Below are 24,362 nucleotides of genomic sequence, written 5' to 3' on the forward strand. Positions count from 1 at the left end.
GCTTGTCCTGCTTCTTCGATGTGGGGTGGCGCCGTGGTCAGCCCGCCATCCGGCGGGTCACCTCGTCCAGGCGGTCCGCGATGGTGCCGTGGATGACCTCGTCACCGATCCGGACGGAGATCCCGCCGAGGACCGCGGGGTCCACGTCGAGATTCAGCTGGATCTGCCTGCCGTACAGCCGACCCAGGGCGTCACCGAGCCGCTGTCGCTGCCGGTCACTGAGCGGTACCGCCGAGGTGACGACCGCGACGGAACGCCCCCTGCGGGCGGCGGCGAGACCGGACAGCGCGTCGAGTCCACCATCCAGGCTACGTCCTCGCGGACGTTGCACCAGCCTGACGACCAGCCGTTCCGTGGTGGCCTTGGCCCTGCCCCGCAGCAGGCTCCTGGCCAGCTCGGTGCGGGCGGCGACGGCGGGACCCTCGCTGTCTTTGGCGCTGAGCGCGGCGCGCAGCTCGGGCGAGGTGGCGACGATCCGGCCGAACCGGAACAGCTCGTCCTCCACCGAGTCCAGGGTGCCGTCCCGGTCCGCCGCGATCATGTCGGCGGTGTCGGCCAGCTCCTCGACGGCGTCCACCAGGTCACGGGACGCGGACCAGCGGGAGCGGACCATGCCGGAGACGAGGTCGACGGCCTCGCCGCCGACCTGCCCGCTCAGCAGCCGCCCGACCAGGTCCGCCTTGCCCTCGCCCGGCTGCGCCGGGTCGGTGAGCACCCGGCGCAGTGCGGTCTCGCGGTCGAGCAGCGCGGTGACGGCCGCCAGGTCGGCGGCCAGCGCGGCGGCGTCGACGCGCGTGTTGTCGGCCAGGGCGTCGAGCCGCTCACGCGCGGCGTCGAGCGCCTCACGACTCGCTCCGATCATCGGCCCGCCTCAAAACCCTGGCCCGCAGCCGGAACGCCGCCCTCGGCCTGCCGCTCCAGGTCGTCGAGGAAGCGGTCGATGGTGCGGCTCTGGCGGGCGTGGTCCTCGAGCGACTCGCCCACGAGCCTGCCCGCGAGGTCGATGGCGAGCTTGCCGACATCCTGCCTGAGCAGCTCGGCGGCCTGCTTGCGGTCGGCCGCGATCTGGGTGTGCCCCGCGGCGATGATCTCCTCGCGCTGACGCTGGCCCTCCTCGCGCATCTCCGCGATGAGCGCCGCGCCCTGCTCCTGCGCCTCCTGGCGCATGCGGGCCGCCTCGTGACGCGCCTCGGCCAGCTGCTCCTTGTAGCTCTCCAGCGTCTGGCGAGCCTCGGCCTGCACGGCCTCGGCCTTCTCCATGCCGCCTTCGATCGCCGCCCGGCGCTCCTCAAGCACCTTGTTGATGGAGGGGACGAGCTTCTTGTAGAAGACGAAGAAGATGACCCCGAAGCAGATCAGGCCGATGACGATCTCGGGCACCACCGGGACCACAGGGCTCTGCGGCTCTTCGGCTGCCAGTTCGATCAGCATGGTGGACCTTTCATCGGTAGGGCGTCTTCCGACGGCGTCGTCAGACCGCGAAGGCGAGCACGAAGCCCATCAGGGCCAGGGCCTCGACGACGGCGAAGCCGAGCAGCATGTTCTGCCGGACGATGCCGGCGGCCTCGGGCTGGCGGGCGATCGCCTGGACGCCGTTACCGAAGATGATGCCGATGCCGACACCGGGGCCGATGGCCGCGAGGCCGAAGCCGATGGTGTTGACGCTGCCTTCAACTGCGGCGAGAGTTGCGGACATGTCCGTTTGTTTCCTTATCTCTGATGAGCCGGTGGCGGTTTGTCCACCGGATTCTTGGGGTCAACAGGTCGGGGGCGGCGGCCGGATGCCCGCCGCGCGTCAGTGCGGCTCTTCCAGGGCCTGCGAGATGTAGGTCGCGGTCAGCACCGTGAAGACATACGCCTGGAGCGCCTGGATGAACAGCTCGAACAGGGTCAGCAGCAGCGTCATGACCAGCGAGGTGGCGGCGTAGAACGTGCCGACCACGCTGCCCAGGGTGTACCAGGTGCCGATGATGAAGACCAGCAGCAGCAGGTGGCCCGCGAACATGTTCGCGAAGAGCCGGACGGTCAGGGTCAGCGGCCGCACAAAGATGTTCGAGATGAACTCGATGGGCGTGAGGATCACATAGATCCCCTTGGGCAGCCCGCTGGGGACGCACAGGTTGCGGATGCCGCCGACGAAGCCGTGCGTCTTGAACGTCAGCGTCATGTACGTGGTCCAGACGACCAGGGCGAGCGCCGCCGGGTACGCGATGATCGAGGTCGCCGGGAACTGGGCGAAGGGGATGACCGCCCAGATGTTCATGATCCAGATGAAGAAGAACAGCGAGACCAGCAGCGGCACATACGCCTCGGCCTTCTTGCCGATCGTCTCCCGCGCGATGCCGCGGCGGACGAACTCGTAGCCCGCCTCGGCGATCATCTGGAACTTGCCCGGCACGACGTCTGGCTTGGAGAACGCCTTCCAGAAGAACCCCAGGACGATCAGGGTGCTGAGGACGACCAGCGCCATCGGCTTGTTGACCTCGAAGGAGCCGATGGTGAACAGCGGCTCGAAGAGGAAGGAGAACTCCGAGGGCGAGGGGAACCCGCAGTCGTTGAACAGATGGCAGTCGGTCTCGAAGGCGAGCACCTGGTCGTTACTCACCGCGAACTCCCTCGGCGTGACGCATGGATACGGCTACCTCGATGTGTCGGCGTGGCGGACGACCACGGAGCGGCACTGGACGGAATGGGCGGGAGGAGAAACCGGTCATCGTTCACGTGGCTGTCCCGCGCAGCACGCGAACCGGCAGCGGTCCGGCCTTCCGGCGAGGGACGATAGCAGCCCCGCGCGGCGCCCCGTATACAGCCCCCGCCCCGATCGGCACCGGTCATGGCCGACCGCCGGGGGACACGGAGGTCGGATCCGGCTCCACGTAGAGCGTCTTGAGCTTGCCGTGCGCCCGCACCTGGCCGCCGAGCCAGGCGGCGGTACCGGCCAGCACTCCGGCGGCGAAGGCCCGTCCGTCGAGGAACGACGCGTCGCGCAGCAGGAGGAGCAGCCCGAGCAGGAACCCCATCTGCGTCGTGTAGATCAGGAAGGCGGCGCCGAAGAACGTCTCGGGCCAGCGGCGGCCGACATACCCGAGGGAGAGCTGGCCACCGCCGAAGAACACGGCGGCGACGAGCACGCCGAGGGCGACCCCGCCCGCGCCGTCCACCCCGGCCGTCACGGCTCCGATGGCCACGGCGAGAACGCCGACCACGGCAGTGGGGATCGCGGCGCCACGGATGATCCGGGCGTCGTTGGACTGCATCGAAGTGCTTCTCCGCGTGCTTCGGGGACGGTCGTCATTGACGGGAGCGGGGTCCGGCGCGTGAGCTCGGCGCCGGGTTTCGTGAACGGTATCACAAACTATTTGGCGAGGTCTTTACCCGTTCGTGTGGAGACCCTCACACGGTGGGAGTAGCTGTGGCGTTGCGCCGATGACCTGCGGGGTCGCATGTGTTAGGAGCGGCTGTCGATCTTGCGGCGGACCGCGAAGCGGTGCCGGTCGCCGACCGCGGTGGCGCCGTTCAGGCCACTCAGCGAGGCGGGCGAGGAGGGCGGTGGCGCGTCCTGCGAGGCGGTCGCCGACGCGGTCTCGGCGCCGGGCTCGCCCTCCGTGCCCGGCGCGCGCCGATCCTCGGGCGCCTGCGCGCGCGCCCCCACCCGGTCGCGGTAGCGCGGCGGCACGAGGCGCTGCGCCCACGGCGGCACGCGGGGGGTGAAGCGCGGCAGCAGCAGCACCACGAGGCCGATGGCGCTCAGCAGCATCACGACGGGCACGAGCACGGCGTTGGCCGACTGCACGGAGTAGGCGACCGCGCCGAAGGCGATCAGCGCGGACCAGAAGTACATGATCAGCACGGCCCGGCTCTGCGAGTGGCCGATCTCCAGGAGCCGGTGGTGCAGGTGCCCGCGGTCGGCCGAGAACGGCGAGTGGCCGTTCCAGGTGCGCCGCACGATCGCCAGCACGAGGTCGGCGAACGGCACCGCGATGATCGTCAGCGGCAGCAGCAGCGGCATGTAGACCGGGACCATCTCGAACACGGCGTTCCTGATGGAGCCCGAGAACAGCCGCATCGCGTCGGGGTCCACCTGGCCCGTGACCGAGACCGCGCCCGCGGCGAGCACCAGGCCGAGCAGCATCGAGCCCGAGTCGCCCATGAAGATCCGCGCGGGGTGCAGGTTGTGCGGGAGGAAGCCAAGGCACATGCCCATGAGCACCGCGGCGAAGAGCGTCGCGGGGGCGGCAGCCTCGATGCCGTAGCCGTACCAGATGCGGTAGGCGTACAGGAAGAACGCCGCGGCGGCGATGCAGACCATCCCGGCCGCGAGGCCGTCGAGGCCGTCCACGAAGTTCACGGCGTTGATCGTGATCACCACGAGCGCCACCGTGAGCAGCGTGCCCTGGAGCGGGGTGACCGCGACCAGTCCGACCGTGGGCACGGGCAGCCACAGAATGGTCAGGCCCTGAAGCACCATGACGCCCGCGGCGATCATCTGGAGGCCCAGCTTGATCAGCGCGTCCACGCCGTACTTGTCGTCGAGCACGCCGATCAGCCAGATCAGCCCGGCGCCGGAGAGCAGCGCCCTCGGCTCGTCGGAGATCCGGAACACCTCGCCGACGTTGGTCAGCTGCGACGCCACGAGCAGGCCCGCGCACAGGCCGCCGAACATCGCGATGCCGCCAAGGCGCGGCGTCGGCTCGCGGTGCACGTCACGCGCTCTGATGGCGGGCATCGCGCCCCACGCGATGGCGAACTTCCGCACCGGCCCCGTCAGCAGATAGGTGACCGCCGCAGCGACGCAGAGCGTCAGCAGGTACTCGCGCACAAGATGCCCCAGAGGTCTCGCAGGACTACCGCGCAACACCCTCTCATGCCCGCGCGCGCCCGCGCCGACCGGTGTCACGTCGTTACCGCCCGGCCACCAGGTTAAAGCAGCGCGTGAGGGGCCAGCACCCCGCGGGGGGGCACCCCGGTCAGCGCGGTGACGACGGGCTCGAGCGCGACCCTGATCTCCTCGGCGACGGACCTGAAATAGGGCAGCGGGGCGCCATAGGGATCCTGCACCTCGTCCGCCTCGGCGTTGGGCGCCAGGAGCCAGCCGCGCAGCGCGGCGGCGGCCCTGGCCAGCGCCCTGGCGCGCTCGACCAGCTCCTCGGGTGACGCGGCGGCGGGCAGGGTCGCCATGTCGATCGCCCGCACCAGCCGCGTGAACTCCTTGAGCGTGAACGTCCGCAGCCCCGCCGAGTGCCCCATGGAGATGACCTGCGCCCTGTGGTCGCGGGTCGCGGTCAGCACGAGGTCGGCGTGGATGACGTGCTCGTCCAGCAGCTCGCGCCCGGTGAACCCCCGTGCGTCGACGCCGTATTCGCCGAGCAGCTGCGCGGCGTGCGCCTCCATGGGCGCGCCTTCGTGGCCCCATGTCCCCGCGCTCTCCACCACCAGCCCCGCGGCCCGCTCCCCCAGCCGGTCGGCCAGGGCATGGCGGGTGAGCCGTTCCGTGATGGGGGAACGGCACACGTTGCCGGTGCTGACGTGGAGGATGCGGAACACCTGCCGGGGCGGCGCCGAGCCGCCGCGCCGAGGTATGCCGACGTCCGTGGGGCCACCCGAGGGCGGGGTCACGCGGTCTCCAGATCGGGAACGACCTTGCGCAGCTCCTCCTCGCTCACCGCCCCGGCGCGCAGCAGCACCGGGACCGCGCCGGTGACGTCGACGATCGAAGAGGGAACGGTGTCGGGCGTCGGCCCGCCGTCCAGGTAGACCGAAACGGAGTCCCCCAGCATGTCCTGGGCGCCGTCGCAGTCCTGGGGTGGCGGCTGGCCCGTCAGGTTGGCGCTCGAGACGGCCATCGGGCCGAACTCCTTGAGCAGCTCGAGCGCGACGGGGTGCAGCGGCATGCGCACCGCCACGGTGCCGCGGGTCTCCCCCAGGTCCCAGGTGAGCGACGGCTGGTGCCTGGCGACCAGCGTCAACGCGCCGGGCCAGAACGCGTCCACGAGCTCCCACGCGCGTTCGGAGAAGTCGGTGACCAGGCCGTGCAGCGTCGTGGGCGAGCCCACGAGCACGGGTGAAGGGACGCCCCTGCCGCGGCCCTTGGCCTCGAGCAGGTCGGCGACGGCCGTGCTGTTGAAGGCGTCCGCGCCGATGCCGTAGACGGTGTCGGTGGGCAGCACGACCAGGTCGCCGCGCCTGACGGCCGCCGCCGCCTCGCGCAGGCCGGTCTTGCGGGTGACCACGTCGGAGCAGTCGTAGCGCCGTGCCATGACGGAATGTCCTCCTCTGTCGCCGCGCCCGCTACCGGGCGACGCGGCGGGCGGTGGCGAATCGGGGCCTGTTGTTGAGGTCGGGGTGGTCGGCGGCGTCGGCCCAGCCGCGGTCCTCGGTGAAGATCCAGGGCACCTGCCCCCCCTGGGTGTCGGCGTGCTCGACCACCACCATGCCACCGGGCCGCAGCAGCCGGTGCGCCGCCCTCTCCAGGCCGCGGATCACATCGAGGCCGTCCTCCCCCGAGAACAGCGCGATCCCCGGGTCGTGATCGCGGGCCTCGGGCGCCACGTACTCCCATTCGGTGAGCGGGATGTAGGGCGGGTTGGAGATCACCAGGTCGGCCTGGCCCGACAGTTCGGGCAGCGCGGTGCGGGCGTCGCCGTGGTGCAGCACGACGCGGCTGCCCTCGGCGTTCTTCCGCGCCCAGCCGAGCGCCGTCTCGTCCAGCTCGACCGCGTGCACGCGCGAGCGCGGCACCTCCTGGGCGAGGGCGAGCGCGATGGCGCCCGAGCCCGTGCACAGGTCGACGATCAGCGGCTCGGCGACGTCCATGGCGCGGACCGCGTCTATCGCCCAGCCGACGACGGACTCGGTCTCCGGGCGCGGCACGAACACCCCTGGCCCGACCTGGAGTTCGAGGTAGCGGAAGAACGCCCGCCCCGTGATGTGCTGGAGCGGCTCGCGGGCCTCGCGGCGGGCGACCGCCTCCCAGTAGCGCGCGTCGAAGTCCGCGTCGGGCACCGAGTGCAGCCGGGAGCGCTCCGTGCCGTGCACGAACGCGGCCAGCTCCTCGGCGTCGAAGCGCGGCGATGGCACCCCGGCGTCGGCGAGCCGCTGCGTGGCCCTGGCGACCTCGGCGAGCAGAAGGGAACGGGACGACCCGGAAGACGCAGTCACATCGTCCACCCTACGCACCCGGCCATCAGCCCGCCGCCGCGAGCTTGGCGGCCGAATCGGCGTCCACGCACGCCTGGATGACCGCGTCCAGGTCGCCGTCGAGCACCTGGTCGAGGTTGTACGCCTTGAAGCCCACGCGGTGGTCGGAGATGCGGTTCTCGGGGAAGTTGTAGGTGCGCACGCGCTCGGAGCGGTCCACGGTGCGGACCTGGCTGCGGCGGGCGTCGGACGCCTCGCGGTCGGCCTCCTCGCGGGCGGCGGCGAGCAGCCTGGCGCGCAGGATGCGCAGCGCCTGCTCCTTGTTCTGGAGCTGGCTCTTCTCGTTCTGGCAGGAGACGACGATGCCGGTGGGCAGGTGCGTGATGCGCACGGCCGAGTCGGTGGTGTTGACCGACTGGCCGCCGGGGCCGGACGAGCGGTAGACGTCGACGCGCAGGTCGGCGGCGTTGATCTCGACCTCCACGTCCTCCGCCTCGGGCAGCACGAGCACGCCAGCGGCCGAGGTGTGGATGCGGCCCTGCGACTCGGTGGCGGGCACGCGCTGCACGCGGTGCACGCCGCCCTCGTACTTGAGCCTGGCCCACACGCCCTGGCCCGCGGGGGGGCTGCCCTTGCTCTTGACGGCCACGGAGACGTCCTTGTAGCCGCCGAGGTCGGACTCGTTGCCCTCGATGATCTCGGTCTGCCAGCCGACGCGTTCCGCGTAGCGCAGATACATGCGCAGCAGGTCCCCGGCGAACAGCGCGGACTCGTCGCCGCCCTCGCCCGCCTTGATCTCCAGGATGACGTCCTTGTCGTCGCTGGGGTCGCGCGGGACCAGCAGCAGGCGCAGCTCGTCGGTCAGCTCGTCGCGCCTGGCCGTCAGATCCTTGACCTCACCAGCGAAGTCCGGGTCCTCGACGGCGAGTTCGCGGGCGGTCTCGATGTCGTCGCCATAGCGCTTCCAGGCGCGGTAGGCGGTGATCACCGGGGTGAGCTCGGCGTAGCGCTTGCCGAGCCGGCGCGCGGTGGCCTGGTCGGCGTGGACAGCGGGGTCGGCCAGCCGCCGTTCGAGGTCGGCGTGCTCGCCGACGAGTTCCTCGACCGCCTCGAACATCTTCTGTGCTCCTGGGGGGGTGGCTGCTGGATGACGGCCGCCTGAGGGCTGGCCGCGACGGGACGTAAGGCAACGGGACGCAAGGCAACGGGACGGGGACGCGAAAGACGCCGGGTCGCGGCCGCCCCCGCCGCCGCGCGTACGCGGTGCGGAAGGGCGGCCGACCCGGCGCCGTCGGGGTCGCTACTTGCGGTTCGACCCGGCGTTCTTGCCGAAGCGCGCCTCGAAGCGGGCCACGCGGCCACCGGTGTCGAGGATCTTCTGCTTGCCGGTGTAGAAGGGGTGGCACTCGGAGCAGATGTCGGCGCGGATGCTGCCGGTGCTCACGGTGCTACGGGTGGTGAACGACGCGCCACAGGTGCAGCTGACCTGGGTCTCGACGTACTCCGGGTGGATGTCGCGCTTCACGGTCTCTCCTAGATTCGGGAGGGCACCGGGTCGGCGCGCGGGCGCGCGCCGTGAACCGGGGCCGACGCTCCAGTCTGCCAGGACCGGGCGTGCCCGCCAAAACGAGGTCGGGCGACCCGTTATTCCCCGTGCGGCGCCCGCCCCGGAATGGCCACGGGGGTGCCGCCGCCGTTCTCGCCGGTCCGGTCGTCGGTGGCCGAGCGCGGCACCCGGCGGTCCTCGCGCAGGGCGTTCCAGACCTGCCGTGAGCGGTCATCGACGGGCGCGACGCGATTGGGGTCCTCGGGGTCGCGCTCCACGGGGAGCGTGACCATCCGGAGGTCGTCGGGGCCGATGTCCCGCATGCTGCGCCCGAGCCCCGCGAGGTCGCGCACCGAGCCGAGCGAGGAGTCCGTGGTGACGGCCGAGGTCGCGACGTCGGCGAGGTCCCACAGGCGCTTGGGGTTGGTCATCAGGCCGACGCCGCTGACCTGGTCGGCCAGCGCGCGCACGAACTGCTGCTGGAGCTCTATGCGGCTGAGGTCGCTGCCGTCCCCGACGGCCTTGCGCGTGCGCACGAGCGCGAGGGACTGCTCGCCGTCGAGGGTGTGGGTGCCCGCGGGCAGGTCGAGGTGGCTGTCCTCGTCGTCGATGGACCGGGTGGTGGTGATCTCGACGCCGCCCAGGGTGTCGATCATGTCGGCGAAGCCGCGGAAGTCGATCTCGATGAAGTGGTCCATCCGCAGCCCGGTCATCTCCTCGACGGTCTTGACCGAGCAGACGGGACCGCCCACGGTGTATGCCTCGTTGAACATCGAACGCTCCCGCGCGGGCGTCTTCGAGCCGTCGTCGCGCTCGCACGCGGGCCGTTCGACCATCGTGTCGCGCGGGATGGAGACGACGGTCGCGGCGTCGTGGCCCTCGTGGACGTGCACGATCATCGCGGTGTCCGCGCGGGCGCCCTCCTGGGCGTCCTCGCCACCGTACGCGCCGTTCACGCCGGCGCGCGAGTCGGAGCCGAGGACGAGGATGTCGAGGGAGTCGTGCGGGGCGTCCTCGGGGCGGTCGGGGCCGAGGGCGCCGTCGATGTCGATGTGCGCGATGTTCCGGTCGAGCTTGGCGTAGAGCGCGGTGGCCCCCACGCCCGTGACGACGACCAGCAGGGCGAGCCCCAGGACGGCGAACCGCAGCAGCCTGCGGCGGCGGGCCCGGCCGCCCGCGCGGGGGTGATCCGGCGGTCGCTCTCCGTCCAATGGGGGGCCCATTCACCCATTGTGCCCCGCTTTATCCGATCCCGCTTGTCGAACGGTGCACGCCCGGCGTTCACCCGGGCGACACCCTCCGTTCATGCGACGCGGAACGGCCCCGGCCACCGCTCGCCGGTGGCCGGGGCCCTCGCGTGCTGTGCCGTCCCCGGGTCAGTCGCCGTTGCCGGGGGCCGGGGTCGTCTTCTGGATCTGGAGCAGGAACTCGGCGTTCGACTTCGTCTGCTTCATCTTGTCGAGCAGCAGCTCGATCGCCTGCTGCTGATCCAGCGCGTGCAGCACCCGGCGGAGCTTCCAGACGATGGCCAGCTCCTCGCTGCCCATCAGGATCTCCTCCTTGCGCGTGCCGGAGGCGTCGACGTCGACGGCGGGGAAGATGCGCTTGTCGGCGAGCTTCCTGTCGAGCTTGAGCTCCATGTTGCCGGTGCCCTTGAACTCCTCGAAGATCACCTCGTCCATGCGCGAGCCGGTCTCGACGAGCGCGGTGGCCAGGATGGTCAGCGAGCCGCCGTCCTCGATGTTGCGGGCGGCGCCGAAGAACTTCTTCGGGGGGTAGAGCGCGGCGGAGTCCACACCACCGGACAGGATCCGGCCCGACGCGGGCGCGGCCAGGTTGTAGGCGCGGCCGAGACGGGTGATGGAGTCAAGCAGCACGACCACGTCGTGGCCGAGCTCGACGAGCCGCTTGGCGCGCTCGATGGCGAGCTCGGCGACCGTGGTGTGGTCCTCGGACGGCCGGTCGAAGGTCGAGGAGATGACCTCGCCCTTGACCGAGCGCTGCATGTCGGTGACCTCTTCGGGCCGCTCGTCGACGAGGACGACCATGAGGTGGCACTCGGGGTTGTTGCGGGTGATGGCGTTGGCGACCGCCTGCATGATCATGGTCTTACCGGTCTTCGGCGGGGCCACGATCAGCCCGCGCTGGCCCTTGCCGATCGGCGAGACCAGGTCGATGATGCGGGTCGTCAGCGCGCCGGGGTCGCTCTCAAGGCGCAGGCGCTCCTGCGGGTAGAGCGGGGTCAGCTTGTTGAACTCGGGCCTGCCGCGCCCGGATTCGGCCGCCGTGCCATTGACCGAGTCGAGGCGGACGAGGGCGTTGAACTTCTCGCGCCGCTCGCCGTCGCGCGGCTGGCGCACCGCGCCGGTGACGTGATCGCCCTTGCGCAGGCCGTTCTTCCTGACCTGGGCGAGCGAGACATACACGTCGTTGGGCCCCGGCAGGTAGCCGGAGGTGCGCACGAACGCGTAGTTGTCGAGGATGTCGAGGATGCCCGCGACCGGGATCAGGACGTCGTCATCGGCGATCTGCGGCTCGGTGACCTCGTCGCGCCCGCGGCGCCCGCGGCGGTCGCGGTAACGGCCCCTGCGGCCCCTGCGGCCGCCATCGAAGTCGTCGTCGCGGTCCCCGCCGCGGCTGGAGTCCCTGCGGCCGCCGTCGTTCTTGCCCTGGCGGTCCTGCTGCCCCTGGCCCTCGCTCTTCTGGCCCTGGGCCTGGCGGTCCTGCTGGGCCTGGCCCTGGCCGCCCTTGCCGCCGCGGCGGTCGCGCTCACGCTTGCCCTGGCGGTCCTGCTGGCCCTCGCCGCCCTTGGCGGCCTCGGTCACGGCGGCGGCGTCCTGCGCGGCGTCCGAACGCTCGCGGTCCTGGCCCTCGCCCTTGCCCGCGGTGCCCGCGTCGGCGGGCGCGCCCTTGGTCTCGGCGGCCTGGCCCGGGATCTCGATCTGCGCGGCGGCGGCCTGCTCACCGGTGCGGGCCCGTGAGGTCGCGCGGCGCTTGGGCTTGTCCGCGGGGGCGGCGGCCTCGGCCTGCTTCGCCTCGCCGTTCGCCGCCGCGCCGGGGCTTCCGGCGCCTGCGGCCTGCTTCTCCTTGATGACCTCGATCAGCTGGCTCTTGCGCATCCGCGCGGTGCCCCTGATCCCCAGCCTGGAGGCTACCTGCTGCAACTCGGCGAGAACCATGCCGTCGAGGCCGGTGCCCGAGCGCCGGCGACGCGGCGCGGCGGCAGGAGCGTCCGTGGTGGACGCGGTGGCAGCACCGGCAGTCTTGGCGGCGGTGTCGGCACTCACGCCCATCAGATCGGTGGTGTCGCTCACGTAGGGTCCTTCCCTGGAGCGGACGTCGGCCTGTCTGGCTCGGCGACCGGTCGTGCTCTCCGGCTGCGGCCCCGTGCGGCGGACCGGCCGGTGCGGTGATCCGCCTGCTCATCGCGGCGGAAGATCAATTCAAGAGGTGTGGTGCGGTGAGGATCGAGGAGGATTCGACGAACCGTCTCGCACCGCTTCCGGAGCGGGCTCGGCACTGCCAGGCAGGCTGCTCGGGCAGATGAGTGGAGGCTCCCGGAAGAAGAGGTGGTCCCAGGAGGTGGGACCCCGGAATTCCGCACGGCGTCCAGCGGGACGGTACGTGCAGACTTGAGGTTAACACTACCGGATCCTGCCTTCATTCCCCCTCATCCATGTTCTCCGGCGACCGTTCTTCGGTGTCTTTCGGCGATCACTGACCGGTCCCGGTCAGTGGCAGAACGCAGGCGCCCGCCGTGTCCAGGGCCAGCCTGTTGGCCGTCCAGCCGTCACCGGCCAGCCGGGCCACCTTCTCCGCCTCGCCGTCCTCCGCGAACGCCAGGACCGTGGGCCCCGCGCCCGAGATCACCGCGGGCACTCCGTCAGCCCGCAGTCGGCCGACCAGGTCCATGGACTCCGGCATCGCGGACGCCCGGTACTCCTGGTGCAGCCGGTCCTCGGTGGCGGGCAGCAGCAGCTCGGGGCGCCGGGTCAGCGCCTCCACGAGCAGCGCGGCGCGGCCCGCGTTCGCCGCCGCGTCGACGTGCGGCACCGTGCGCGGCAGCAGGCCGCGCGCGGTGTGGGTGGCCAGCGGCCTGGCGGGCACGAACACCACGGGGACGACCGTGGGCGCCGGATCCATCCGGATCGCGCGCACCGCGCCGTTCTCGCCCCAGGCCAGCGTGAAGCCGCCGAGCAGGCACGCGGCGACGTTGTCCGGATGCCCCTCCATCTCGGCGGCCAGCTCGAGCATCGTCGCGTCGTCGAGGCGGGCCTCGCCGCCCGAGGTCACCGCGCGGGCGGCCACCAGGCCCGCGCAGATCGCGGCCGACGACGAGCCGAGGCCGCGGCCGTGCGGAATGCGGTTCGCGCACACGACCTCGAGACCGCGCGGCTGCCCGCCGAGCGCGTCGAACGCCGTGCGCAACGCCCTGATCAGGAGGTTCCGCTCGTCGCGCGGCAGGGTGTCGGCGCCCTCGCCCGCGAGATCGACGTGCAGCCCCGACTCCGCGACCCTGACCACCACGTCGTCGTAGAGCCCCAGGGCCAGGCCGAGCGCGTCGAAGCCGGGACCGAGGTTGGCGCTGGTCGCGGGCGTACGCACCCGCACGGCTGCGGCGCGGAAGGCGGGATGGGCCATCGCTCGATGACTCTCCTTGGTGAGATGTGCGGCAAGTCCTCGACGGGCGTGCGGCGCCGGCATGAGAGGCGCGAGCCCTGCCTCGCGCGGGCGACTGCGAGCGTTACACCACTTCGGGACGAATACCAGCCTATCGAAGGAAGGTTCATGCGCGATACAGGGCGGGTCGGTGTCGTCATCAGCCGGGCGTAGACCGGCGTTTGCCCCGGCGCGCGCCCGCTCCGCACCCCGCGGGCGCGCGCCCGCCGCGCGCCGCCCGCCCTACGCCCCCGTACCCCGTGCCCCGCGCTCAGGCGAGGTCGAGGCGTTGGGCCGCCGCGTCCGCGTCCACCGGGACCGTCACCGGGCGGGGGGCGCCCGAGACCGCCCACTCCGTGTCCTTGAGCCCGTTGCCGGTGACCGTGCACACGATGACCTGGCCCGGGTCGACCTCGCCGTCCTCCGCGGCCTTGAGCAGACCGGCCACGGACGCGGCCGAAGCGGGCTCCACGAAGACGCCCTCGCCCGCCGCCAACAGCCGGTAGGAGGCCAGGATCTGGCGGTCGGTCACCGCGTCGATGCGCCCGCCCGACTCGTCCCTGGCGCGCTCGGCCGACGCCCAGGACGCGGGGTTGCCGATGCGGATCGCCGAGGCGATGGTCGAGGGGTCCTTGACCGGCTCGCCGCGCACGATCGGCGCCGCGCCCGACGCCTGGTAGCCCCACATGCGGGGGGTGCGGGTGGCCGGGCCTTCGGCGGCGTACTCCCGGTAACCCCGCCAGTACGCCGTGATGTTCCCGGCGTTGCCCACGGGCAGGACATGCAGGTCGGGCGCGTCGCCGAGCATGTCGACGATCTCGAACGCGGCCGTCTTCTGGCCCTCGATGCGCACGGGGTTCACCGAATTGACCAGCGCCACCGGGTACTTCTCCGAGAGCTGGCGGGCCAGGGTGAGGCAGTCGTCGAAGTTCCCGTCGACCTGGAGGATGCGGGAGCCGTGCACGAGCGCCTGGCCCATCTTGCCCAGCGCGATCTTGCCCTGGGGCACCAGCACGGCGCACACCATCCCGGCGCGCACCGCGTAAGCGGCCGCGGAGGCCGAGGTGTTGCCCGTCGAGGCACAGATGACGGCCCGCGCGCCCTCGGCCTTGGCCACCGAGATGGCCATGGTCATGCCGCGGTCCTTGAACGACCCCGTGGGATTGGCCCCCTCGACCTTGAGATAAACGTCACACCCGGTGCGTTCGGAGAGGACCCCCGCGGGGACCAGCGGCGTGCCCCCCTCGCGCAGCGTCACCACCGGGGTGTCGGGCGTGACCGGAAGCCGGTCGCGATACTCCTCGATCACCCCGCGCCACTGTCGGCTCGTGCCGGTGACAGACATGCCTGCTGCCTCTCCTGTTCGGGCCCGCGGCCGTTCGCCCCGGGCCGCGGACCTATTCGCCTTCCACCCGCATGGTGCTCGCGACGCCGTGCACGGTGTCAAGGCTGCGCAGCGCCTCGACGGTCGCGCCGAGCGCGGCGTCGGGCGCCCTGTGGGTGACGACGACGAGCTTGGCCTCGCCGCCCCTGCCCTCCTGGCCTTCCTTGCTGCCCTGGAAGCCGCTCTTGAGGCCGCCCTGGCCGGTCTTGCTCCCCTTGCCGGTCTGCCGCACGGTGTCGATCGAGACCCCGTGGTCGGCGAAGACCGCGGCGCACTGGGCGAGCACGCCCGGCTTGTCCACCACGTCGAGACTGACGTGGTAGCGCGTGGTGACCTCGCCCATCGGGCTCACCGGGAGCTGGGCGTAGGCGGATTCGCGCGGCCCGAGGCCGCCCGTCAGGCGGTTGCGACAGGCGGCGACGAGGTCGCCGAGCACGGCGGACGCGGTCGGCGCGCCCCCCGCGCCCTGCCCGTAGAACATCAGCCGCCCGGCCGCCTCCGCCTCGACGAACACGGCGTTGTACGCCTCACGCACCCCCGCGAGCGGGTGGCTGAGCGGGATCATCGCCGGGTGGACGCGTGCGGTCACCGAGCGGCCGTCCTCGGCCCGTTCGCAGATCGCGAGCAGCTTGACGGCGTGCCCCATCTGGCGCGCGCCCGCGATGTCGGCCGCGGTGATCTCGGTGATGCCCTCGCGGTGCACGTCGTCGAGGCGCACCCGCGTGTGGAACGCGATCCCGGCCAGGATCGCCGCCTTCGCCGCCGCGTCGAACCCCTCGACGTCCGCCGTCGGATCGGCCTCCGCGTACCCGAGCGCGGTCGCCTCGTCCAGCGCCTCGCCATAGCTGGCGCCGCTGGACTCCATGCGGTCGAGGATGAAGTTGGTCGTGCCGTTGACGATGCCGAGGACGCGGTCCACCTTGTCCCCGGCAAGGGACTCGCGCAGCGGGCGCAGCAGCGGGATGGCACCGGCGACCGACGCCTCGAAGTAGAGGTCGGCCGCGTGCTTCTCCGCCGCGGCCGAGAGCGCGGGGCCCTCCCCCGCGAGCAGCGCCTTGTTGGCGGTGACGACGCTCGCGCCGCTCTCGAAGGCGGCGTTGATCAGCGAACGGGCGGGCTCGATCCCGCCGATCAGCTCGACCACGACGTCGATGTCGCCCCGGGTGACCAGGGACTCGGCGTCCGTGGTGACCAGCGCGGGGTCGATGTCGCCGCGCGCCCTGCCGAGGCGGCGCACGGCGACCCCGGCCAGCTCGACGGGCGCCCCGATGCGCGCGGCGAGGTCACCGGCGTGCGCCGTCATCAGGCGGGCCACCTGCGAGCCGACGACCCCGCAGCCGAGCAGCGCCACCTTCAGCGGACGCGTGCGCACCATTCGACCTCGCCTCTCCGTGTGTCCCTTGATCCCTCGAGCCTCAGACGCCATCAAGTCTCACGCACCCGCGCGCGAGCCCCGCCCCGCGTTCACCATACGGACGCGGAACGCCCGGCGCGTGCCGTTCGCGCCGCGCGCTCTTCGCCCGGCGCGCCGTTCGGCCTGTGGCGCCGTTCGGCCAGCGCGCCGTTCGCTCAGCGCGCCGTTCGCTCAGCCGACGTCGAGGCGGAGCAGGTCGTCCTCGGTCTCCCGCCGCACGATCTCACGTGCCCGCCCGTCGGCCACGGCGATCACGGGCGGGCGGGGCGTGTGGTTGTAGTTGCTCGCCATCGAGCGGCAGTACGCGCCGGTCGCGGGCACCGCGAGCAGGTCGCCAGGCGCCACGTCGGCGGGGAGGTACGCGTCGCGCACGACGATGTCGCCGCTCTCGCAGTGCTTCCCGACCACGCGCGCCAGCATGGGCGGCGCGGAGGAGGAGCGGGAGGCGAGCACCACGGAGTAGTCGGCGTCGTAGAGCGCCGTGCGGATGTTGTCCGACATCCCGCCATCCACGCTGACATAGGTGCGCAGACCGGTGAGCGGCTTGACCGTGCCGACCTCGTAGAGCGTGAACGCGCCAGGCCCGACGATCGCGCGGCCCGGCTCCACGGAGAGGCGGGGCACCGTGAGCCCCGCGGCCTCGCACTCCTTGGCGACGATCTCGCCGAGCGACTTGCCGATCTCGTGCGGCTCGCTCGGGTCGTCCTCCGCGGTGTAGGCGATGCCGAGGCCGCCGCCGAGGTCCACCTCGGGCAGCTCGATCCCGTGCTCGTCCCTGACGGCGGTGAGCAGCCCGACGACGCGGCGCGCGGAGACCTCGAAGCCCGCCATGTCGAAGATCTGCGAGCCGATGTGCGAGTGAATGCCGACGAGTTCGAGGTCGTCGCCGAGGCGCAGCACGCGCCTGACGGCCTCGGCCGCGGTGCCGTCGGCCAGCGCGAGGCCGAACTTCTGGTCCTCGTGCGCCGTCGCGATGAACTCGTGCGTGTGCGCCTCGACCCCGACCGTGACGCGGATCTGCACCCGCTGCCGCGTGCCGTGCCGCCTGGCCGCCGCGGCGACGCGTTCGATCTCCTGGAACGAGTCCAGCACGATCCGCCCCACGCCCGCCTCGACGGCGCGGGTGATCTCGGCGACCGACTTGTTGTTGCCGTGCAGGGCGATGCGCTCGGGGGGCATGCCCCCGGCCAGCGCGGTCGCCAACTCGCCGCCCGAGCACACGTCGACGTTGAGCCCTTCATCGGCGAGCCAGCGGACCACGGCCCGCGACAGGAACGCCTTGCCCGCGTAGAAGACGTCGGCGCCCGCGCCGAACGCCTCGCGCCAGGCCCGGCAACGCGCCCTGAAGTCGGCCTCGTCGAGCACATACGCGGGCGTCCCGAACGTCTCGGCCAGCTCGCGCACGCCGATCCCCGCGACGGTGAGGGCGCCTTCGGCGTCGCGGGTCACGGTGCGCGACCAGACCTTGGGCTCGATGGCGTTGAGGTCGACGGGCGGCGCGGCGTAGTGGCCCTCGGGCAGCACATCGGCGTGGCGGGGGCCTGCGGGGTGGGCGGAACGGCTCATGGGAAGTCCTCTGTATGTCCTGGTCTCACAGGTGGTCGGGCGCGCTGATGCCCATCCGGTGCAGGCCGTCGGCGAGCACCGCCCCGGCGGCCTGGGCGAGCGCGAGCCGGGCGCGGTGGACGGCCGAGGGTTTCTCGTCGCCCACGGGCAGCGTGGGCCGCTCCCGCTCCGCCCTGAGGAACGCGTCGGCGACGGCGAGCAGTCGGCGGACGTTGCCGACCTGCTCGCCGAGCGCGGTGAGGAGCGCGCGCTCGGGCGCCGCGGGCGCGTCGTCGAACCGCGCTCCGTGCGGATCGGGGCGCACGCCCAGCGCGTGCGCGCCGCGCGCCAGCGCGCGGCTGCGGGCGTGCGCGTACCGCACGCGGAAGAGTGGGTTCTCCTCGCGCTGGACGAGCAGCGCCTCCCGCGCTCCCCCCGCCGCCTCGGCCCAACGCGCCACGTCGCGCTCGGGGTCGTCGAACAGCGGGGCGGGCACGGGGCGTTGAAGGATCTCGGCCAGCAGCGCGGCGTCCGCGTCGGCGCCGAGCTCGATGGTGAGGAAGCCGCGCGCGCTGACCTCGACGGCGTGCACGCCGGGCGCGTTCACCAGGCGCGCACGCAACGCGCGCGCCACCTCGACCGCGGTCACGCCCGCGGGCCCGGCCAGGCGCAGCGCGATCCCGGTGCCCCACGCCCGCGCCCCGCGCGGCGCGAGCCGCACCCCCCCGGGCACGTCGGGCACGCCGAGCTCGCTCGCTGAGCTGAGCACGGCCCGGGTGAGCTGGGCTGGGGTCACGGAGCCAGCGTACGAGAGGGACACCGGCGCTCGGCCAGCGGTTTCGCCAGGTGGACGGCCCGCTTGCGCGCCCGCTCGCACAGCGCCCGCACCAGGCCGACCAACTCGGCGGGCTCGAACGGCTTGGCCAGCACGGCGTCGACCCCGACCGGCACCTCGGGCGCGGCGGAGGCGCTGACGAGCACCAGCGGGATCTGGGCGGTCCGCGCGTCGACCCGCAGCCGCCCCACGGTCCGCATGCCGTCGAGGCGCGGCATGGCGAGGTCGAGGGTGATCACGTCGGGCGCGAAGCGGTGGACGGCCTCCAGGCACTCCTCGCCGTCGGACGCGGTCATGACCTCGAAGCCGTCGAGCTCGAGGTTGACTTTGATCAACTGCCGGATGACCTGGCTGTCGTCGACGACAAGGACCCGGCCGACATCGCCTGGCACCCCACCAGGGTAAGCACGCCCCACCCCGCGCGTCCGGCGTTCCCCCGAAGACGTACCCGGCGGTAGCTCCCACGCCCCCACGCACGGAAATCACCCGTGCGAACCCCCACCCCCGAGCTGGTAGTGTTTCCCCCGTCGCCCCCGTAGCTCAGGGGATAGAGCAACGGCCTCCGGAGCCGTGTGCGCAGGTTCGAATCCTGCCGGGGGCACGGGTGATGCTTTGATTGAGCCCCGGTGACCAGCAGGCTTGTTGGCGGCGGGGTCTTTGTGTGTGCGTCGGAGGCGGCCGCGCCGCACGCATGGGCATCGCACGTGTGGCCACACCGACGCTCAAGGCCCAGTCCCACGCCATGGAGGCCCGCGCCCCGGCCCGCACCGGCGACGGGCGTGCCCTCGCCCTCCGGAGCCGTGTGCGCAGGTTCGAATCCCGCGCGGGGCCCGTCCAGGTAAGCGTGCCCGCATGCCTGGATCCGCTGTGACAGTGCGCTGGCCATGGTCAGCTCTCCGCCGTCTCGGCACGCACCGGAGCCAGCGCGCGACTCCACACGGCGACCTGGTCCAGGACCTTCGCCAGATCGCCCGCGTGGCGCTCGTCCGGGGCGAAGACGCCGGTGACGGTGGGCTCGGTGATGCCGATGCCGGTGTGGTCGAAGTCGGTGTAGGTGTTCAGCGCCACCTGTGCCCCGACATCGGCAAGCTTCAGGTCCCCGGCGATCTGCCGCAGCTGCTCCACGGCCCGCACGCCGCCGTGGACGCCATAGCTGACGAACCCGTTCTTCAACGGCCAGGACACCCCGTGGTTGTACCCCGGGGTTACGAACACATACCCGTCGAAGGACGCGACCGCCTCGGACCACCGTTGGGTGTGCTCGTGGGCGTAGACGCCCCAAGCACCCGAAGCGGGCTCGTCGAGGACCGGCAAGTCGAAGTCGGCCGGGTCGACCAGCTCCCCCTCGCGAAGGCGCTCCGCGTAGCCGAGGTGGTCGACGTCCCCGTGCGTCAGGACGACGCCCCTGATGTCGCCCGGGGTGGCGCCAATCGCGGTCAGCTCCCGCAGAAGCGGCCTCCAGAACCCGGGAAACCCGGCGTCGACCGCGGTGATGCCCTCGTCGGTGACGACGAGGTAGGCGGCCACGTGGTCGCTGCCGACGCGGTGGATGCCGGGGGATCTCCACGGTCCGGTGCTCCTGGGGTGGTGCGGCGGGCGCGACGCTTCGGCCGCGCCGAGTGCGTCGAGAACCCGCGTCAGCGAAGCGCCTGCGCTCCGATGACGGACAGCATCTGCAGCTTCTCGTGGCTCTCGGTGCCGGGAATGGCCGTGTAGACCATCAGCGAGTGGGCCTGCCCCGGGTCGACCAGCCGCTGGCACGTCAGCTCCAACGCGCCAACCTCGGGGTGGACGAAGCGCTTGACCTCGTGGGGGCGGATCCCGATCTCGTGCTGGTCCCACGCCCCGCGGAACTCCTCGCTGCTGGCGAGGAGCAGGTCGGCGAGGTGCGCGGCCCGTGAGCCGGGGCCGCGGAGGGTGACGAGCTGGCGCAGCCCCGAGGCGTACATGCGGGTGAGGAACGCGTGCTCATCGGGCGCGTGGCGCTCCCGGACGGCGGGCATGGTGAACCACCGGTATCCGGAGCTGCGTTCGGGCCCGGTGTACCGCGTCGTGTCGCCGGTGAGCGCGACGCCCATGGGGGTCTGCCGCAGGGTCTCGCCGAGCTCGGTGACGATCTCGGCGGGGGTGTCGTTCAGGCGGTCGAAGATGCGCAGCAGGCCGGGGCTGATGTGCTCGCTGACCCCGCCGCGGGCGGGGGGGTTGTGCCCCGCGAGCCGGAAGAGATGGTCCCGCTCGTCGAGCGAGAGGTGCAGCCCCTGCGCGATCGAGCCGAGCATCTGGCTCGACGGCTGCGGCCCGCGCTCCCGTTCGAGCCGGGAGTAGTAGTCGGTCGACATGTGGCACAGCGACGCGACCTCCTCGCGCCGCAGCCCGTCGGTTCTGCGGCGGGGCCCGCGCGGAAGACCGACGTCCTCGGGTTGCAGTGCCGCCCGGCGGCTCCTGAGGAATTCGGCCAGCCCAGCGCGGTCGATCATGAGGTCTCCCTGGTCTCGCGGTGCTGCCTCGTTTGTACCTCGCCCGGACGCCGGGTAGCCACGGATCGCCGATCCCCCCATCGGGGGCGGGGGCCGCGCCGCCAAAAGGGGTGGATCGGCGATCCGTGGACAGCGCGGCCCTGAATCCGCTGACGGAGAGGTTCGAGCATGGACTCACACGCCGACCCGCGGCACGCGCGCCGCGGAACGAAGGAGACCGCTCATGTCCCGCACCATCGACATCACCATCCCCGATCTGTCGGGGAAGCTCGCCGTCGTCACCGGGGCGAGCGACGGGATCGGGCTCGTCATCGCCCGCCGCCTGCTCGCGGCGGGCGCCGAGGTGATCACGCCGGTCCGCAACCCCGCCAAGGGCGAGAACGCCGTGGGTCGCCTCCGCGATCTCGTCCCGGGCGCCAGCGTCTCCACCCGGTCCCTCGACCTGTCCTCGCTCGCCTCGGTGACCGCCCTCGCGGACCAGCTCGTGGCCGAGGGCCGCCCGATCCATATCCTCATCAACAACGCCGGGGTGATGACGCCACCGAGCCACCAGGTCACCCAGGACGGCTTCGAGCTCCAGTGGGGCACCAACCACCTCGGCCACTTCGCGCTCACCCAGGGGCTGCTGCCGCTGCTGCGGCAGGGCGGGGCCAGGGTCACGCACCAGACGAGCATCGCCGCACGGAGCGGCAAGATCAACTGGGACGACCTGAACTGGGACCGCGGCTACCACGTCATGAACGCCTACCGGCAGTCGAAGATCGCCGTCGGCCTGTTCGCCCGCGAGCTGGACGCGCGCAGCACCGCGGCGGGGTGGGGCATCACCAGCAACCTGTCCCACCCCGGGATCTCCCCGACGAACCTGCTTGCCGCGCAGCCGGGTCTTGGGCGGCGGAAGGACACCGGCGGACGCCGCATGATCGGCCTGCTCTCCCGCTGGGGCATCCTCGCGGGCACCGTCGAGAGCGCGGCCCTGCCCGCGCTGCTCGCCGCGACGGGCCCCGACGCGCGGGGCGGCGAGTTCTACGGCCCCAACGCGCGCAGCCACCTGCGCGGCGCCCCCGCCCTGCGCGAGCTGTGGCCCCCGCTGCGCGACATGGACGAGGCCCGCAGGGTCTGGGAGGTCTCCGAGGAGCTGGTCGGCGCGCGCTTCCCGGTCTGACGAAGGGCCCCAGGGCCGCGGGCCCCCGGGGGGTGCGGAGCGATCGTCAAGACGGCCCGGGGGCGGGGCCGTTGAGGTTCAGAGGTTCTCTTGAGCTACAAGTACCCCCTTTGCCCCGATAGCGTGGCGGCCGCAACCCAAACGAAACGTCGGACACCGTTTCGCGCACATAGCCTCAGGGGTGCCCCCCGCAACGCGCCGTTGGAGCACACGCGATGACTCTGGCTCACTCGCCTCACCACGTTGCCCGGCGGGTCGGCACGCCCGGCCCCCCCCTCGCCGCACGACAGCCGCCGCCCGTGCCGCCCCCGCCGCGGGCGGCGCCCGCCCCGCGGGCGCCGGTCGCGCGCGCCGCGTCCTCCGCCGGGCCGCGGCCTCCGGCGGCCGAGCGGCACAGGGACCGGTTGCTGCGGTATGTGAACCGGCTGACGGCGGGCGACTCGCACCGCGCCGAGGACATCGTCCAGGAGACGATGCTGCGCGCCTGGCTCGCCGCCGACGAATTCGCCGGGGAGGGCAGCGGGTTCCGGCATGACGACGACCACCTCGCCGCCTGGCTGCACATCGTGGCCCGCAACCTCGCCGTCGACGCCCGCCGCCGCGACCGCAGCGTCCCCGTGGGGATCACGCCCCCTGACCTGCTCCAACGGGCCACCGATGACGCCGACGTGGCCGAGGCCGCCGTCAACCGCGTGGCCGTCGCCAGGTCGTTGGCCCGCCTCGGCCCCTGGCACCGCGACGTGCTGGTCCATGTGCACCTGCGCGACCGGTCCAGGTCCGACACCGCGCGCATCCTGGGCATACCCCAGGGCACCGTCAAGTCGCGGCTGCACTACGCCCTGACCGCCCTGCGACGGGAGTTCGCCGGAGCATGAGGACCACCGACCCCTTCGAGTTCCTCGACCGCCATCGGGACACCATCTTCCGCGTGCTCGGCCTGCTCGCCGCGCTGCTGGTGGTCTTCCTGGTGATCAGGGCCGTGGCCATGCGGTTCGGCGGCTGGAGCGCCGCGTGGGCACGCCTGCGCCGCGAGTGCGCGATCACCGCGCACGCCTTCGCCGCCCCGGTGAAGGCGTGGGTGCGCCACCGGCGTTCGCTGCGCGTCCTGGTGCACGGCCTGCGGGCGCCCGCGACCTGGCGCGACGCCGAACGGGCCGTGGCCGCCGCCCGGGAGGCCGCGGGGCCCGGCGGGCCAAGGCCCTACGCCGTGCTGGTCGCCGCGCGGACGGTGACCGTGCTGCTCACCGGGCCTCGCATCCAGGCCCCCGAGCGCGAGCCCTGGTGGATCGCCGAGGGCGAGGGCCCCGACCACTGGAGCGCGGACCGCGCCGACCTGCCGCCCGTGGTGCCGGTGCCCGACCTGGCGCTCCCTGTGCTGGTGGCGGTCGGCGAGGTCGAGGGGCAGTGCGCGTTCCTGGACCTGGCGGCGGGCCCGCCGATGGTCTGCGTGGAGGGCGAACGGCGTTCCGGCGTGGCCCTGCACCAGTCCGTGGCGGCCCAGCTGGACGCCCGGCTGCCCGAGGGCATGGTGGTCGTGGCGGAGGGCGTGCACCGGGCGTTCGACGGGCTCCCGATCCGCGCCGCGCACCGGGCGGCCGACCAGCTCAGGCCGAGGGCCGGGCTCGCCCCGGTGCTGGTGTGCGCCGAGCTGCCCTCCCCGCTGCCGCCCGAACTGACCGCGCCGCCAGGAGAGTTCCCCGAGCTGAGACTGCTGCTGCTCGGCGAGGGCCGCGGCTACGCGCGGACCCTGCTGACCGACAGGTCGGGGCAGGTCTCCGTGGTGGGCACGCCGTTGATCACCGAGGGCAACGCCCTCAGCCGCGCCCTCGCCAGGGTGCTCCCCTCGATCCCGCCCGTGCTGCCGCCAGGGCCCGGTGGGGGCGACGCGATCAGCTCGGTCCGCTTGTTCGCCGAGCTGGACGAGGAGGAGGCCGACGAGGAGGCCGAGGAGCTGCCGACCGTCCCCGCGGCCGCCGCTCCCCGGCCCCCCGCCCCCGAGCGGGAGGACGAGTTCGAGGAGGAGGCCGAGGCTCCCGCCGCCGCGGAGGAGGAGACCCGGCCGGCCCCCGCCCCCTCCGCCCACCCCGTGCGCTCCTGACCCTGGTCTCCCTGCGCCTCGCCTCCGACCCCACCGTCGGACCGCCCGTCGGACCGCCCGTCGGACCACCCGCCTGCCCCCGCCTGACTGCCCGTTGGACTGCCT

24 protein-coding genes, 1 tRNA gene and 1 pseudogene are annotated in these 24,362 nt (G+C 72.7%); 5 read left to right on the forward strand and 21 right to left on the reverse strand.

Annotated features, from left to right (window positions below; translation table 11 throughout):
- Nucleotides 1–37 precede the first annotated feature (37 nt).
- The 19 genes from DEH69_RS08270 to DEH69_RS08360 all read right to left on the reverse strand — a co-directional run bounded on the left by DEH69_RS08270 (nt 38) and on the right by DEH69_RS08360 (nt 18,912).
- Entirely contained in the window at nt 38–862 is an 825-nt protein-coding gene (locus DEH69_RS08270) for a F0F1 ATP synthase subunit delta (RefSeq protein ID WP_113686244.1), read from the reverse strand.
- Nucleotides 859–1,428 carry a F0F1 ATP synthase subunit B gene (locus DEH69_RS08275; RefSeq protein WP_181727329.1) on the reverse strand — a complete coding sequence of 190 codons (570 nt, stop codon included), beginning with the start codon at nt 1,426–1,428 and terminating at the stop codon, nt 859–861. Before DEH69_RS08275 ends, DEH69_RS08270 begins: the two co-directional genes overlap by 4 nt.
- Nucleotides 1,429–1,471: 43 nt before the next feature.
- The gene (atpE, locus tag DEH69_RS08280; protein WP_113686246.1) at nt 1,472–1,696 is read right to left on the reverse strand and encodes an ATP synthase F0 subunit C; all 225 of its coding nucleotides are present in this window, start codon (nt 1,694–1,696) and stop codon (nt 1,472–1,474) included.
- Nucleotides 1,697–1,795: 99 nt separating this feature from the next.
- Entirely contained in the window at nt 1,796–2,605 is an 810-nt protein-coding gene (gene atpB, locus DEH69_RS08285) for a F0F1 ATP synthase subunit A (RefSeq protein ID WP_258534530.1), read from the reverse strand.
- A gap of 226 nt (nt 2,606–2,831) precedes the next feature.
- Complete coding sequence (locus DEH69_RS08290) at nt 2,832–3,257, reverse strand: hypothetical protein (RefSeq protein ID WP_113686247.1); 426 nt, start codon at nt 3,255–3,257, stop codon at nt 2,832–2,834.
- Between the two features lie 191 nt (nt 3,258–3,448).
- Complete coding sequence (locus tag DEH69_RS08295; protein WP_113686248.1) at nt 3,449–4,819, reverse strand: MraY family glycosyltransferase; 1,371 nt, start codon at nt 4,817–4,819, stop codon at nt 3,449–3,451.
- A gap of 101 nt (nt 4,820–4,920) precedes the next feature.
- Entirely contained in the window at nt 4,921–5,580 is a 660-nt protein-coding gene (locus DEH69_RS08300; protein ID WP_181727330.1) for a protein-tyrosine-phosphatase, read from the reverse strand.
- 32 nt (nt 5,581–5,612) lie between these two features.
- Entirely contained in the window at nt 5,613–6,257 is a 645-nt protein-coding gene (locus DEH69_RS08305; RefSeq protein ID WP_113686250.1) for an L-threonylcarbamoyladenylate synthase, read from the reverse strand.
- Nucleotides 6,258–6,288: 31 nt separating this feature from the next.
- The gene (gene prmC / locus DEH69_RS08310) at nt 6,289–7,158 is read right to left on the reverse strand and encodes a peptide chain release factor N(5)-glutamine methyltransferase (protein ID WP_113686322.1); all 870 of its coding nucleotides are present in this window, start codon (nt 7,156–7,158) and stop codon (nt 6,289–6,291) included.
- A 25-nt stretch (nt 7,159–7,183) separates the two neighbouring features.
- Nucleotides 7,184–8,254 (reverse strand): peptide chain release factor 1, encoded by a 1,071-nt coding sequence (gene prfA / locus DEH69_RS08315; protein WP_113686251.1) that lies wholly within the window; start codon nt 8,252–8,254, stop codon nt 7,184–7,186.
- A 183-nt stretch (nt 8,255–8,437) separates the two neighbouring features.
- Complete coding sequence (gene rpmE / locus DEH69_RS08320; RefSeq protein ID WP_113686252.1) at nt 8,438–8,662, reverse strand: 50S ribosomal protein L31; 225 nt, start codon at nt 8,660–8,662, stop codon at nt 8,438–8,440.
- 119 nt (nt 8,663–8,781) lie between these two features.
- Nucleotides 8,782–9,906 (reverse strand): LCP family protein, encoded by a 1,125-nt coding sequence (locus DEH69_RS08325; RefSeq protein WP_113686253.1) that lies wholly within the window; start codon nt 9,904–9,906, stop codon nt 8,782–8,784.
- Nucleotides 9,907–10,059: 153 nt separating this feature from the next.
- A complete protein-coding gene (gene rho, locus DEH69_RS08330) occupies nt 10,060–11,997 on the reverse strand; it encodes a transcription termination factor Rho (protein ID WP_113686254.1) in 1,938 nt (645 codons plus the stop codon).
- A gap of 400 nt (nt 11,998–12,397) precedes the next feature.
- On the reverse strand, nt 12,398–13,324 hold the full coding sequence (thrB, locus tag DEH69_RS08335) for a homoserine kinase (RefSeq protein ID WP_113686255.1): 927 nt from the start codon (nt 13,322–13,324) through the stop codon (nt 12,398–12,400).
- A gap of 289 nt (nt 13,325–13,613) precedes the next feature.
- Nucleotides 13,614–14,687 (reverse strand): threonine synthase, encoded by a 1,074-nt coding sequence (gene thrC / locus DEH69_RS08340; protein WP_113686256.1) that lies wholly within the window; start codon nt 14,685–14,687, stop codon nt 13,614–13,616.
- Nucleotides 14,688–14,739: 52 nt separating this feature from the next.
- Nucleotides 14,740–16,101, reverse strand: coding sequence for a homoserine dehydrogenase (locus DEH69_RS08345; protein WP_113686257.1), 1,362 nt, complete (start codon nt 16,099–16,101; stop codon nt 14,740–14,742).
- Nucleotides 16,102–16,311: 210 nt separating this feature from the next.
- A complete protein-coding gene (gene lysA / locus DEH69_RS08350; RefSeq protein ID WP_113686258.1) occupies nt 16,312–17,706 on the reverse strand; it encodes a diaminopimelate decarboxylase in 1,395 nt (464 codons plus the stop codon).
- Nucleotides 17,707–17,731: 25 nt separating this feature from the next.
- Nucleotides 17,732–18,481, reverse strand: coding sequence for a DALR anticodon-binding domain-containing protein (locus DEH69_RS08355; protein WP_258534531.1), 750 nt, complete (start codon nt 18,479–18,481; stop codon nt 17,732–17,734).
- On the reverse strand, nt 18,478–18,912 hold the full coding sequence (locus tag DEH69_RS08360) for a response regulator transcription factor (RefSeq protein ID WP_113686259.1): 435 nt from the start codon (nt 18,910–18,912) through the stop codon (nt 18,478–18,480). Before DEH69_RS08360 ends, DEH69_RS08355 begins: the two co-directional genes overlap by 4 nt.
- 137 nt (nt 18,913–19,049) lie before the next feature.
- Between DEH69_RS08360 and DEH69_RS08365 the strand changes: the two genes are divergently transcribed.
- Nucleotides 19,050–19,121: transfer RNA gene (locus tag DEH69_RS08365), tRNA-Arg, on the forward strand.
- Between the two features lie 78 nt (nt 19,122–19,199).
- Nucleotides 19,200–19,301: pseudogene (locus tag DEH69_RS32485) on the forward strand (regulator); the annotation flags it as partial.
- 107 nt (nt 19,302–19,408) lie between these two features.
- Here DEH69_RS32485 and DEH69_RS08375 read toward each other — a convergent pair.
- Together DEH69_RS08375 and DEH69_RS08380 are read right to left on the reverse strand one after the other, a co-directional pair.
- Nucleotides 19,409–20,047: an NAD(P)H-dependent oxidoreductase gene (locus DEH69_RS08375; RefSeq protein WP_181727320.1), complete on the reverse strand. Its 639-nt coding sequence runs from the start codon at nt 20,045–20,047 to the stop codon at nt 19,409–19,411.
- Between the two features lie 110 nt (nt 20,048–20,157).
- Complete coding sequence (locus tag DEH69_RS08380; RefSeq protein ID WP_113686261.1) at nt 20,158–20,997, reverse strand: helix-turn-helix transcriptional regulator; 840 nt, start codon at nt 20,995–20,997, stop codon at nt 20,158–20,160.
- A 223-nt stretch (nt 20,998–21,220) separates the two neighbouring features.
- Between DEH69_RS08380 and DEH69_RS08385 the strand changes: the two genes are divergently transcribed.
- The 3 genes from DEH69_RS08385 to DEH69_RS08395 all read left to right on the forward strand — a co-directional run bounded on the left by DEH69_RS08385 (nt 21,221) and on the right by DEH69_RS08395 (nt 24,257).
- Nucleotides 21,221–22,159: an SDR family oxidoreductase gene (locus DEH69_RS08385; protein WP_113686262.1), complete on the forward strand. Its 939-nt coding sequence runs from the start codon at nt 21,221–21,223 to the stop codon at nt 22,157–22,159.
- Between the two features lie 404 nt (nt 22,160–22,563).
- Nucleotides 22,564–23,034: a sigma-70 family RNA polymerase sigma factor gene (locus tag DEH69_RS08390; protein WP_258534532.1), complete on the forward strand. Its 471-nt coding sequence runs from the start codon at nt 22,564–22,566 to the stop codon at nt 23,032–23,034.
- Nucleotides 23,031–24,257 carry a hypothetical protein gene (locus DEH69_RS08395; RefSeq protein ID WP_113686264.1) on the forward strand — a complete coding sequence of 409 codons (1,227 nt, stop codon included), beginning with the start codon at nt 23,031–23,033 and terminating at the stop codon, nt 24,255–24,257. The genes DEH69_RS08390 and DEH69_RS08395 overlap by 4 nt, the downstream gene beginning before the upstream one ends.
- The last annotated feature ends 105 nt before the right edge of the window (nt 24,258–24,362 follow it).

Source organism: Streptomyces sp. PT12 (assembly GCF_003311645.1).
In the GTDB taxonomy this organism is placed as follows: Bacteria; Actinomycetota; Actinomycetes; order Streptomycetales; family Streptomycetaceae; genus Streptomyces.